Consider the following 12,898-nt stretch of genomic DNA (forward strand, 5'->3'; position numbering starts at 1 on the left):
CGGAGGAGAAAAGCCTCTGACGAAATCTGACAAAAAGGACGTTTTCGCATGGGCGGGAATGTCCTTTTTTGTAAAATGCACTTGTGAAACATAATATATAATGTTAAAATTGTCACATAAGCATATGCTTGTGTATGCTTCTTGGGCATACGAAAATTTCAGGAAAAAAGCGGAGGAATTCAAGATGAAAAAACTGAAAGTGACAAAAGGCGCAAAGTGTATGGCATGTCTGGAATGTGTAAGAGCCTGTTCAACAAGCTTTTACAAGGAGTTTGACCCGGACAAATCCTGTATCCAGATCATTGACAAAAAGGGCGATGCAAAACCGATGGTCTGCGTACAGTGCGGAAAGTGCGCAGAGGCCTGTCCAGAAGGTGCGATCACACAGAATGCAAAGGGCGTTTACATGATCAACAAGAAAAAATGTACCGGATGCGGCAAATGTGTTGAGGCATGTCCTTTCCATGTAATGGTGAAGGCAGAGGATTCACCGACAAGCAGCAAATGTATCGCTTGCGGTATCTGTGCGAAAGCATGTCCGATGGACGTACTGGAAGTTGTAGAGAGCTAAGCATATGTAACGGGGCTGCCGCGTGAATCATGCGGCGGCCTTTTGTGTTTTTGGATACCGGGAGATATTGGAAGAAAAGGGGGTTTTTGCATGGTACACGGTACAGCGGTACTGAAATCAGAATACGACGGCCTGGGGCTGTCCGTCTTATGGGTCGTGCCAAATGAAGGGACAAAAGGTGTGGTACAGATATCCCACGGCATGAGCGAGAACAAGGAGCGGTATCTGCCATTTATGGAATACCTGGCCGAACGGGGATACATCTGTGTGATCCATGACCATCGCGGGCATGGCGGCAGTGTACATAACCGGGAGGAGCTGGGATATCTCTACGGCGGTAAAAATAAAGCCATGGTGGAGGATCTTCATCAGATCACCATATGGATCAAAGAGATATTTCCGGATCTTCCGGTGTATCTTCTGGGGCACAGCATGGGCACACTGGTAGCCAGGAATTACCTGAAATATTTTGACAATGAGCTGGAAAAACTGATCCTTACCGGGCCGCCATGTGAGAATCCGGCAGTGGATCTGGGCCTGCTCATAGCCAGAACACAGAAAAGGCACAGAGGAGGCCGCTATCGCAGCAAACTTTTAGAGACCATGTCCTTTGGTACCTTTGCCAGCCGTTTTGCAGGGGAGAAGAGCCGGTTTGCCTGGATCTGTTCCGATGAGGAAGTGGTGAAGGCGTATGAGGAATCACCACTGTGCGGTTTCACTTTTACGGCGGATGGGTTTGAGGGGCTTTTGATGCTCCTGAAGGAAACCTACAGGAAAGAGGGCTGGAGGCTGCAGAATCCCCAGCTGCCCATTCTGTTTCTGGGGGGCGAAGAGGACCCCTGTATCGGAAACGGCAGAAAGTTTGTGAAAGAGCTTCAGTACATGAGGCAGGTGGGCTACCGCCACGTGACGGGAAAGCTCTATCCGGGCATGCGCCATGAGATTTTAAATGAAAAAGATAAACTGACAGTATATCGGAATATTTATCAATATCTGGAAAAATAAGGCGATTATTTTGAAATTATCTCCAATATGCCGGTTGAAAAACAAAAAATATAATGTTATAGTTAATTTGTACTCATAAATAAAAAGAAAGTACAGGTGTTATAAAAGGAGGACGAGCATGAAGAAGAAAATTTTAGGTATCGTGTTATCTCTGACAATGGTCGGTGCCATGCTGGCAGGCTGCGGACAGCAGCAGGGAGCTGAGGACAAGAAGGAAGAAACCAAGACAGAAGATACGAGCAAAGAAGATACCAATGCGGACGACGCCGAAAAAGCGGATGATACGGACAAAAAAGAAGATGCTGCTGACGACAGCAAGACGGAAGCCAGCGGTAAATTCGCTCCGGTTGCAAAAGAAGACCTGAAGGTGGGCGTTATCCATATTTCCGATCCGGCAGAGGGTTCCGGATACACTTACACACATGACCAGGGCATCGTTGAGATGCAGAAGGAACTGGGACTGGAAGACAGCCAGATCATCCGTAAGAACAATATCCCGGATACAGACCCAACCATGACAGAACAGGCGATCAGGGAATGTATCGAGGACGGATGCCAGATCATTTTCGCCACCAGCTTTAACTACATGGACACCTGTGAGCAGCTTGCGCAGGAATTCCCGGATGTGATCTTCTCTCACGGCACAGGATATAAGTCCAATGATACAAACTTTAACAACTACTTCGGAAGAATTTACCAGGCAAGATATTTATCCGGTATCGTTGCAGGTATGAAGACAGAGAGCAACAAGATCGGCTATGTGGCAGCCATGGGTTCTGAGAACTCAGAGGTTACCGGCGGTATCGACGCATTTGCCATCGGTGTTGCAGAGGTGAACCCGGATGCGGAGATCCACGTAAAAGTAACGAACAGCTGGTTCTCACCCACAGAGGAGACCAACGCGGCAAAAGCTCTGATCGCAGAGGGCTGTGACGTGATCGGACAGCACTGTGACACACCCAACCCGCAGACTGAGGCAGAATCCGCAGGCGTATGGGGCGTAGGATACAATTCTGATATGAGCAAGGATGCTCCGGATGCTACACTTACCTCTGTTATCTGGAACTGGGGCGTATATTATACACAGGCAGTGCAGAAAGTCATTGACGGAACCTGGACACCGGAGATCTACTTCGGCGGAATGGATGACGGTCTGGTAGATATCACTCCTATCAATGAGGAGCTGTGCGCACCGGGAACAAAAGAGAAAGTGGAAGAAGCCAGAAGAAAGATCATGGAAGAAGGCTTCAATGTATTTGACGGAGTTCTGGAGACAAACGACGGCAAAGCTGTGGGAACAGAAGGCGGCACACTGGATGATGCGACCATTACCGGAGGAATCAACTGGTATTATAAGAATGTAATCGTAGATTGATCCATATTTCTTGTTTAGTGAAAAATACAAAGAGGGAATACAAAATGTGAAAAATCATTTTGTATTCCCTCTTTTCTTATGATACAATTATCCTGTATGTTTGTGTCTAAAATTGTAACGGATGGTGTATGCGTTACCAAAACAGAAAGAAACGAGAGGTGACACAGTTGGCTTTAGACAAGGTAGAGAATGCCATTGAGCTGAGAGGTATCACAAAGACATTTGGCAGTGTTGTGGCGAACGACCATATTGACCTGGATGTGAGAAGGGGAGAGATCTTAGCGCTTCTTGGTGAGAACGGGTCCGGAAAAACCACATTGATGAATATGATTTCAGGCATTTACCACCCCGATGAGGGCAGCATCCATGTAAATGGCAGGGAAGTGGTGATCAATTCCCCCATGGATGCCAAGAAGCTGGGAATCGGCATGATCCATCAGCATTTTAAGCTGGTGGATGTATTTTCAGCCATGGATAATGTGGTGATCGGTGCAGAGGGAAAAAGGATTAAGCCCAGGGAGCTGAAAGAGAAAATCCAGGAGCTGACCAAAAAATTCGGTCTTGAGGTTGACCCGGAGAAGAAGATATACAATATGTCCGTCAGTGAGAAGCAGACCGTGGAAATTCTGAAGGTACTGTACAGAAATGCGGATATTTTAATCTTAGACGAGCCTACAGCAGTGCTCACGCCCCAGGAGACCCAGAAGCTTTTTGCCATTCTGCGCAGAATGAAAGAGCAGGGAAGCGCCATTATCATTATCACCCACAAGCTGAACGAGGTTATGGAGATCAGCGACCGGGTGACGATCCTCAGAAAAGGAAAAAGTATAGACACGGTAAACACAGCCGAGACCAATGAAAAGCAGCTCACCGAGCTGATGGTGGGCCGTCCGGTCACCCTGGAGATAGACCGGCCGAAATGTGAGAATGTGCACACCAGGTTAAAAGTGGTGGATCTGTCTGTGAAGAAAGCGGACGGGACCATGGCCCTTAAGGATCTGTCCTTTGAGATTAAGGCGGGAGAGATCCTGGGCGTAGCAGGGATCGCCGGCAGCGGACAGAAGGAGCTGTGCGAGGCCATTGCGGGTCTTGTGCCTGTGGAGACAGGTGCAGTCCTGCACAATAAAGAAAATATCATCGGCAAGACGCCGAAGCAGATCAACAACCTGGGAATCAGCCTGGGCTTTGTGCCTGAGGACAGGCTGGGCATGGGGCTTGTGGCGTCCATGGGTATGGTGGACAACATGCTGCTGAAATCCTATGACAAGGCAAAGGGCATCTTTGTGGACAGAAAGCCCGCCAAAAAACTGGCTGAGGAGCTGGTAGAACGCCTGGAGATCATGACCCCCAATGTGGAGACGCCTGTGCGCCTGCTCTCGGGCGGTAATGTGCAGAAGGTTCTGCTTGGGCGGGAAATCGAATCAGAGCCGTCAGTGCTGATCACCGCTTACCCGGTCAGAGGTCTGGATATTAACTCTTCCTACACGATCTATGACCTGCTGAATGAGCAGAAGAAAAAGGGTGTTGCCGTTATGTTTATCGGTGAGGATTTGGACGTGCTTCTGGAAATCTCTGACAGGATCATGGTGCTCTGCCATGGAGAGGCGACCGGAATCGTGGATGCTGCCGTTACTACAAAGGAAGAACTGGGACTGATGATGACAGGATCAAAAAGGGAAGGGGTGAAGGCTGATGGATGAGACAAGAAAGAAAGAGCCTCTGATTCGTGTTGAGAAGAGAAAAGAGCGCCCCGCAAAACAGGTTCGGCTGCTGCGTCTGGCCTCAGTGCTGCTTGCCATTGTTGCCGGCGGCCTCTTTATCCTCTGTATCGGATATAATCCGTTTTCTGTGTATGCTACCATTGTATCAGGTGCATTCAGAAGCAGCATGGCATTCCAGGCGACGATCAAACTTATGGTGCCGCTGCTCATACCGGCGCTGGGACTTACCCTGGCATTTAAGATGCGTTTCTGGAATATCGGAGCTGAGGGGCAGATCATCATGGGCGCTGTGTTTGCCACATTTTTTGCCCTGTTCTGCTGGGATTTCCCTCATTGGCTTCTCATGATCTGCATGTTTTTGGCAGGTATGCTGGGAGGCGCTCTGTGGGGAATCATTCCCGCGTTTTTTAAGGCAAAATTCGGTACCAATGAGACACTTTTCACATTGATGCTGAACTATATTGCGCTGTATCTGATTTCCTTCTTAAGGGATGGTCCGTGGCAGGACCCCAACTCTTCGGGATTTCCTAAAATCGCCAGGTTTGGGGAGAATGCGCAGCTTGACAAGCTGTTCGGCGTGCATGTGGGATGGCTGATCGGGCTTGTTCTGGTAGTCATTGTGTATATCTATCTGAAATACACAAAACAGGGCTACGAGATCAGCGTGGTAGGCGAGAGCCGCGCCACAGCCCAGTATGCGGGCATGAACTATAAGAAGATCGTGCTGCGCACCATGGCATTTTCAGGTGCCATCTGTGGTATCGCAGGCATGGTACAGGCCAGCGGTTCGGACCTGACCCTTACCACTTCAGTGGCAGGCGGCGTGGGATTTACAGCTATCATCGTGGCATGGCTGGCCCAGCTTAATCCGGTGGGAATCCTGGTGGTTTCCCTGCTGTTCAGTGTGCTGGAAAAGGGAAGTACGGTTATGCAGTCCTCCTATGGGCTGTCCGCCTACTCGGCAGATGTGCTGCAGGGGATCATCCTGTTTTTCGTGCTGGGATGTGAATTTTTCGTCAGATACCGTTTTGTGACCCGTAAGAAGGGAGGAAAGGCGTAATGAATTTTTTTACTAACTTTTTTGTGGCGGCAGTTCTTGCCGGTACTCCGCTTTTGTTCGGGATCTTAGGTGAGATCATCAATGAAAAGTCAGGACATCTGAATCTGGGCGTGGAGGGCATGATGTCCATCGGTGCATGCGCAGGCTTCATGATGGGATATAAGACAGATAATCTGCTTCTGGCACTGATCGCCGCATTTGCGGCAGGTATGCTGGGCGCACTCATCTATGCTGTGCTCACCGTTACCTTTATGGCAGACCAGAATGTTACCGGATTGACGCTCACTATTTTCGGTATCGGCCTGAGCAACTTCTTCGGTGATTTTGTACGGGAGAAGTCAGGGGCCACCTCTCTGAAACTGCCGTCCGGCATTTTAGACAGCCTTGGCAAAGTGGAGATTCCGCTGCTGTCCGATATTCCGGTACTGGGAAAACTGTTCTTTAATTATAATATTTTTGTGTATCTCGGAATCGTGGCTGCCATTCTGTGCGGCATTTATCTGCACAGGACCAAGGCAGGACTGAATATCCGGGCAGTGGGGGAGAATCCGGCGGCTGCGGATGCCGCGGGCCTTCCCGTCACAAGGCTGAAATATATCAATCTGATGCTTGGCGGAGGCATCTGCGGGATTGGCGGTGCGTACTGTTCCATGATCATCTGTAACGGTGTATGGATCAGCAATTGTGTAAACGGTCTTGGATGGATCGCTGTGGCTCTGGTAATATTCGCCACCTGGAATCCCAATAAGGCTATTTTCGCGGCACTGGTTTTCGGTGCGTTCAGCGTGTTGAAATACTATGTACCGAAGTCAGTCATCAGGATACCGGATTCCATTTTCGATATGGTGCCGTTCTTCATGACAATACTTGTGCTGATCATCACTTCCATCCGTTCCTCAAAGGAGAATTCCCAGCCGCAGTCCTGCGGTGTGAACTATTTCCGTGAGGAGAGATAGAATCGTTACAAGATACGAAAGAAAAGCCAGATTCCCGGATGGGAGTCTGGCTTTTCGCCAATGTGCAAAATCAGTGGATAGGAGGCGGGAAAATGTCAACAAAATCAGAGCTTTTGAAGCTGCTTGAGAGTCACAGAGGGGAATACCTTTCAGGGGAGGAACTGGCATCAAGGCTTGGATATTCCAGGACAGCGGTGTGGAAAGCCATGAAAAACCTGCGCCAGGAGGGATACCGGATTCTGGCTGTGAATAACAGAGGGTATGCCCTGGAGACGGATAATGATATTCTGTCCGTGGAGGCAGTGAAAATGCATCTGGAACATCGGAATGTGTTTATGCAGGTGGAAAAGGAAATCTCTTCCACGAACCAGTATCTGAAAAAGAAGGGGATTGAGGAAAATCTGCCCCATGGCTCCTTTGTGGCAGCGGAGGCTCAGACTGAGGGAAAGGGCAGGCGGGGGCGTACCTTTTACTCACCGGCCGGCAGCGGTCTTTATTTGAGCGTACTCATGCGGCCGAAAAGGACAGCGCAGGAGAGTCTGACCCTGACAGCCGCCGCTGCGGTGGCTGTCTGCCGCGCTGTGGAGGAAGTCTGCGGGGTATCTCTGGGAATCAAGTGGGTCAACGATCTGTATCTGGGGGAGCGGAAGGTCTGCGGAATCCTTACGGAGGCTGTGACAGACTTTGAGACAGGAGATATTGAGCTGGTGGTGGTGGGAATAGGACTGAATCTCCGTATGCCGGCCGGCGGTTTTCCCGGGGAGCTTTCAGAGGTTGCCGGAGCTATATTGGGGGATGATGTGTATGTGGACAGGAACCTGCTGACTGCAGGCATTATCAATTATCTCCTCGAAGAGGCGGAGAAGGAGGGAATCCCGGAAGCGTATATTTCCAGGAATATCGTGCCGGGCAGACGTGTGCGGGTGGCATACGGGACCCGGGTCAGAAGTGTGGAGGCAGAAAAAATCCTGCCGGACGGCAGGCTGCTTGTTAAAAATGAGCAGGGAGAGGAGGAAATCCTCCCCTGCGGCGATGTGTCCCTGAATCTGCATTAACGATTTTTCTTTCGGCTTCTGCGCAGGGTATTCCAGCAGACAAACTGGACCAGCAGGATGCCGGCAAAAGCGCCGATGCTGTCTATCATCACATCGCGTTTGGAAGGGCCTCTGCCCGCCACAAAGGACTGGTGGAACTCATCCGTACAGGCAAAACCCACACTGATGAATCCTGCAAAGAGGATCAGCAGAATCCCGCGCAGGCCGTATACGTACAGGGGGAAGGAGACACAGACAGCCAGCACAAAGTATTCACTCATGTGCGCCAGCTTCCTGACAGGTGTGTGGATCTTGTCCGTGTAATAGGCGATCTGTTCTTCGCTCATATTTTTATCCAGTACAGTATCTGCGGTCACTATGATCTTATGGCTTATTTTATAGCTGAGATTTCCCGATTCGGTTCCCGTCTGGCTGGAAAAGGAGAATATCAAATACATCACCAGAAGTGCCGGCAGAAAAGAAAAGGGCTTCAGCAGCAATATGAAAAATTTCTTCATGTTGGGTTCCTCTTTCGTCTTATCAGGTTATAGGTTGCTTCCTGGTGACTATATCACGTTTCAGGAAATGTGTAAAGTGCCGGGGACAGGCGGATCGGGAGAGAAAACCCCCTTGGATTACCCAAAAACCGTTTGACAAGGAAAAAGAACCGCTTTATACTATTATTAAAATATAAAGAAAAAGGCAAAGAAAAGAAGAGTACATTCTGCAGACTGGCAAAGAGAGCTTCGATCGGTGGGAAGAAGTGCAGCAGGCTGGATGGAAGATGGTCTTGGAGCCGCGTACCGACTACAGAAGTATAGGCTACGATGGGAGCGCCCATTACAGCGCCGGAGTATAAGGATATCCATGGAGTGGTTTGGATTTCCCGTACTTGCAAAGGTCTGTGCCGTGAGGCGCGGATGAATCAAGGTGGTACCACGAAGCATAATGCTCTCGTCCTGATTGTATGTCAATTATGGACGGGAGATTTTTTTTGCCGGAAAAGGAGGAGATTATGAGTAAACAGACACAGGAAACAGGAGGAGCGCCCAAATGGTCGGGCAGCTTCGGATTTATTATGGCAGCAGCGGGTTCTGCTGTGGGAATGGGAAACTTATGGCGTTTCCCCATGCTTGTGGGGGAGAGCGGAGGCGGAGCCTTTGTTCTTGTGTACCTCATCTGCATCTTTCTGGTGGGGATTCCGCTGATCATTGCCGAGATCAGTATTGGCCGCGCCGGAGGAAAAGACGCCTTCGGAAGCTATAAGGCCCTGAATTCCAAATGGGGCGGTGTGGGTATTCTGGCGGTGATCACAAGCTTCATCGGCCTTTCTTACTACGCCGTGCTGGGCGGCTGGGTGATCCGGTATATTTTTGTCTCCGTGACAGGGCTGCCAAAGAGCAGTGAAGCCTTTTTTACATCGTTTACAAGCAATACGGGCAGCCAGATCATCTATTATCTGGTGTTTATGGTCATCACAGTGGCTATTGTTGTAATGGGAATCCAGAAGGGGATTGAGAAGTCATGCAAGATCATGATGCCGCTTCTGATCGTCTGCCTGATCGTCATTGTCATTCGTTCCTGTACACTTCCGGGTGCCGGGGAGGGAATCAAATTCTTTCTGAAACCGGATTTCTCAAAATTGACGCCGGGAGCCTTCCTGTCAGCACTTGGACAGGTATTTTTCTCCCTGTCACTGGGTACAGGGGCCACGATCACATACGGGGCCTATCTGGGGAAAAATCAGAATATTCCCAAGAGTGCCGCAAGCATTGCGTTTTTCGATACCATGGTGGCCATGATCGCGGGATTTGCCATTCTTCCTGCTGTGTTCGCATTTGGATTTTCACCGGAGAGCGGACCGAGTCTTATGTTCCAGACGCTGCCTGCAGTGTTTGATGAGATGGCAGGCGGAAAGATTTTCGGAGTGGTGTTCTTTGTGCTGGTGCTGTTTGCCGCGGTTTCCACAAGTATTGCGTTTTTAGAGGTAGTGGTCTCCTTTGCTGTGAACACGTTCAAGGTAAGCCGTGCAAAGGCATCCGTCATTTCCGCGGCACTCATCACCTGTCTGGGAATCCCCTGCGCGCTCAGCTTCGGTATCTGGAGCGATATTAAGATCGCCGGAAGAACCTTCTTTGACCTGGGAGATTATCTGGTGTCCAATGTATCTCTGCCGATTGGCGGGATTCTGGCCTGTATCTTTATCGGATGGGTATGGAAGAGGAAAAATGCAGAGAAGGAAGTTACGAATGATGGAAAGATCAGCTTTAAGCTGGTTTCCGCCTGGTCAGTGCTGGTGAAGTTTGTACTGCCGGTTGTGATCTTTATTATCTTTATAACCTCCAACCAATGGATAAAAAAACTGTTTGAAGATCTGTTTGGCAATCTGTTTAAGTAAAAACGGGACAGGAACCGTCCGGATGCATGGCAGCAGAGCCGCATCCGGGCGGTTTTTCTTCTATTGTCAATTTCAATAATTAATGATATTCTGTATAGGACAAAAGATGATTAGAAACCTATTATAGAAAAGCGAGGACAAGGCATGAGTCTGGCAGATCATATTTTTATGGATATGTGCCGCGATATTCTGGAGAACGGCACGGACACAAAAGGCGAAAAGGTCCGCCCAAAATGGGAGGATACCGGGGAGAGCGCGTACACGATCAAACGTTTCGGAGTTGTGAACCGCTATGATTTGAGAAAAGAGTTTCCCGCGCTGACACTGCGGAAGACAGCTCTTAAAAGCTGCATGGATGAGATCCTCTGGATATACCAGAAAAAGTCCAACAACATCCACGACCTGAATTCCCATATCTGGGATGCCTGGGCGGATGCGGACGGCTCCATCGGAACCTGTTACGGCGATGTGGTGGGGAGGAAGTTCATCTACAAGGGGGAGGAGACAGACCAGATGGATTATGTACTGCGGCAGCTAAAAGAAAACCCGTACAGCCGCAGGATCATGACCAATCTGTACCAGTTTGAATATCTGCACAGCGGTGCGCTGGACCCCTGCTGTTACAGCATGACTTATAATGTGACAAAGGACGCGGCAGAGGACAGGCTGGTACTGAACGGTGTTTTGAACCAGCGCTCCCAGGATGTTCTGGCGGCAAACAACTGGAATGTGTGCCAGTATTCCATCCTTCTTATGATGGTGGCCCAGGTAAATGACATGATCCCCGGGGAATTGGTGCATGTGATCGCGGATGCCCATATCTATGACCGCCACGTGCCGGCTGTCAGGGAACTGATTTCCAGGACACCTTATGCGGCGCCAAAGGTAACCCTGAATCCGGAGATAAAGGATTTTTATGACTTTACCACAAAGGATCTGATCGTGAAGGATTACCAGGCGGGGCCGCAGATCAGGAATATACCCATAGCAGTTTGAGGCGGCAGTCCGAGAATCTGCATGACAAAGGAGAGAGACAAGATGAATATAATCGTAGCTGTAGATAAGAACTGGGGAATCGGCAAAGACAACCGTCTGCTTGTGAGCATTCCGGCTGACATGAAATTTTTCCGCACCACAACCACCGGCAAAGTGGTTGTTATGGGAAGAAAGACTCTGGAGAGCTTTCCGGGCGGACAGCCCTTGAAAAACCGCACGAACATTGTGCTCACAAGGGATGAAAATTACAAGGTAAAAGACGCTGTGATCGTGCACAGTGTGGATGCGCTTATGGAAGAACTGAAACAATATGACAGCGAAGAGGTTTATGTCATCGGCGGTGACAGCGTATACAGCGCCCTGCTGGACTACTGTGATACCGCTTATGTAACGAAGATCGACTTCGCCTATGAGGCAGATACCTGGTTCCCCAATCTGGATGAGAGAAAGGACTGGTCAGCAGCTGAGGCCAGCGAGGAGCAGACCTATTTTGACCTGGAATACCAGTTCGTAAAATATAAGAAAAACGGCAAATAATACCTGCGGCTCTGCCGCGGACACAAAACAGGCCTCCGGAGGAAAAATTCCCGCCGGAGGCCTCTGATTTATTCAATAATTATTCAATAACCTGAATCCATCCCTCAGGAGCTTCCAGTCTACCCATCTGGATGCCTGTGAGTGTGTCATACAGTTTCTGGGTTACAGGGCCCATCTGTTCCATGCCTGCCGGCAGTATGATCTCTTTGCCGTGGTCAACGATCTTTCCTACCGGGGAGATAACTGCAGCTGTGCCGCAGAGACCGCACTCGGCAAAATCTTTTACTTCCTCGAAGAGAACCTCCCTCTCCTCAACCTTCAGGCCCAGATAATGTTCCGCAACATAAATCAGGGAACGTCTGGTGATGGACGGCAGAATACTGCTGGATTTTGGTGTTACTACGGTGTTGTCTTTGGTGACAAAAAGGAAGTTGGCGCCGCCTGTCTCCTCCACCTTGGTTCTTGTGCCCGGGTCCAGATACATATTTTCATCAAAGCCCTGGTTGTGGGCATCCACGATGGCGTGAAGGCTCATGGCGTAATTCAGGCCTGCTTTGATATGGCCCGTGCCGTTTGGTGCTGCACGGTCAAAATCGCTGACGCGGATGGTCAGAGGCTTTACGCCGCCTTTGAAGTAAGGGCCAACAGGAGTGGTGAATACACGGAACTGGTATTCATCGGCTGGTTTTACGCCGATAACCGGGTTGCTTCCGAACATATAGGGACGGATATACAATGTGGCTCCTGAGCCGTAGGGCGGTACATAGGCAGCATTTGCCTTTACAGTTTCCTTCACTGCCTGTATGAAGCGCTCTTTTGAGAACACAGGCATTTCCAGGCGGCGGGCAGAATTCTCCATGCGCTCACCGTTTAAGTCAGGGCGGAAGGTGACGATGCGTCCGTCTTCCGTTGTGTAGGCCTTCAGTCCCTCAAAAACCGTCTGTGCGTACTGCAGGACACCTGCGCACTCGCTGATGGTCACTGTGTCATCTGTGATCATTGCGCCCTCGTCCCAGGCTCCGTCCTTATAATTAGAAACATAGCGGTAGTCGGTTTTCAGGTATGAAAATCCGAGATTAGACCAGTCAATGTTCTTCTTTTCCATAGTAGTTCCTCCATTCTGCCGATAGATACGGTATGTAATCATAATTTTTTATCATTATAAAACTTTAACGTATGAATTGCAAGAGATGCCGCATTGCTTTTTTCTCTTATTTCATATATAATCGTAATCAAACGGACAAG

12 protein-coding genes are annotated in these 12,898 nt (G+C 49.5%); 10 read left to right on the forward strand and 2 right to left on the reverse strand.

Going from position 1 to position 12,898, the window contains the following annotated elements; genetic code table 11:
• Positions 1-184: 184 nt before the first annotated feature.
• The 7 genes from WMO65_RS04175 to WMO65_RS04205 all read left to right on the forward strand — a co-directional run bounded on the left by WMO65_RS04175 (position 185) and on the right by WMO65_RS04205 (position 7,743).
• Complete coding sequence (locus WMO65_RS04175) at positions 185-571, forward strand: 4Fe-4S binding protein (protein WP_033141054.1); 387 nt, start codon at positions 185-187, stop codon at positions 569-571.
• 90 nt (positions 572-661) lie between these two features.
• Positions 662-1,576, forward strand: coding sequence for an alpha/beta fold hydrolase (locus WMO65_RS04180; protein ID WP_033141055.1), 915 nt, complete (start codon positions 662-664; stop codon positions 1,574-1,576).
• A gap of 118 nt (positions 1,577-1,694) precedes the next feature.
• Entirely contained in the window at positions 1,695-2,951 is a 1,257-nt protein-coding gene (locus WMO65_RS04185) for a BMP family ABC transporter substrate-binding protein (protein WP_103732349.1), read from the forward strand.
• 128 nt (positions 2,952-3,079) lie between these two features.
• Positions 3,080-4,651, forward strand: a complete 1,572-nt coding sequence (locus WMO65_RS04190) for an ABC transporter ATP-binding protein (protein WP_148392630.1) — start codon at positions 3,080-3,082, stop codon at positions 4,649-4,651.
• On the forward strand, positions 4,644-5,732 hold the full coding sequence (locus WMO65_RS04195; protein WP_033141058.1) for an ABC transporter permease: 1,089 nt from the start codon (positions 4,644-4,646) through the stop codon (positions 5,730-5,732). The genes WMO65_RS04190 and WMO65_RS04195 overlap by 8 nt, the downstream gene beginning before the upstream one ends.
• Positions 5,732-6,688, forward strand: a complete 957-nt coding sequence (locus WMO65_RS04200; RefSeq protein WP_033141059.1) for an ABC transporter permease — start codon at positions 5,732-5,734, stop codon at positions 6,686-6,688. The genes WMO65_RS04195 and WMO65_RS04200 overlap by 1 nt, the downstream gene beginning before the upstream one ends.
• Before the next feature lie 92 nt (positions 6,689-6,780).
• A complete protein-coding gene (locus tag WMO65_RS04205; protein WP_033141060.1) occupies positions 6,781-7,743 on the forward strand; it encodes a biotin--[acetyl-CoA-carboxylase] ligase in 963 nt (320 codons plus the stop codon).
• On the opposite strand, the gene WMO65_RS04210 is transcribed toward WMO65_RS04205, so the two are convergent.
• Positions 7,740-8,240 carry a VanZ family protein gene (locus WMO65_RS04210; protein WP_033141061.1) on the reverse strand — a complete coding sequence of 167 codons (501 nt, stop codon included), beginning with the start codon at positions 8,238-8,240 and terminating at the stop codon, positions 7,740-7,742. The genes WMO65_RS04205 and WMO65_RS04210 overlap by 4 nt on opposite strands.
• Positions 8,241-8,737: 497 nt before the next feature.
• On the opposite strand from WMO65_RS04210, the gene WMO65_RS04215 reads away from it, so the two are divergent.
• The 3 genes from WMO65_RS04215 (at position 8,738) to WMO65_RS04225 (ending at position 11,653) form a co-directional block, all read left to right on the forward strand.
• Positions 8,738-10,120, forward strand: a complete 1,383-nt coding sequence (locus WMO65_RS04215) for a sodium-dependent transporter (RefSeq protein WP_148392628.1) — start codon at positions 8,738-8,740, stop codon at positions 10,118-10,120.
• Positions 10,121-10,264: 144 nt separating this feature from the next.
• A complete protein-coding gene (gene thyA / locus WMO65_RS04220) occupies positions 10,265-11,116 on the forward strand; it encodes a thymidylate synthase (protein WP_148392627.1) in 852 nt (283 codons plus the stop codon).
• A 42-nt stretch (positions 11,117-11,158) separates the two neighbouring features.
• Positions 11,159-11,653, forward strand: coding sequence for a dihydrofolate reductase (locus tag WMO65_RS04225; RefSeq protein WP_033141063.1), 495 nt, complete (start codon positions 11,159-11,161; stop codon positions 11,651-11,653).
• Positions 11,654-11,732: 79 nt separating this feature from the next.
• Here WMO65_RS04225 and WMO65_RS04230 read toward each other — a convergent pair whose 3' ends face one another.
• Entirely contained in the window at positions 11,733-12,758 is a 1,026-nt protein-coding gene (locus WMO65_RS04230) for a branched-chain amino acid aminotransferase (protein ID WP_033141064.1), read from the reverse strand.
• Between the last annotated feature and the right edge of the window lie 140 nt (positions 12,759-12,898).

The sequence above is a fragment of the Blautia caccae genome, from assembly GCF_040095955.1.
GTDB classification, from domain to species: domain Bacteria; phylum Bacillota; class Clostridia; order Lachnospirales; family Lachnospiraceae; genus Blautia; species Blautia celeris.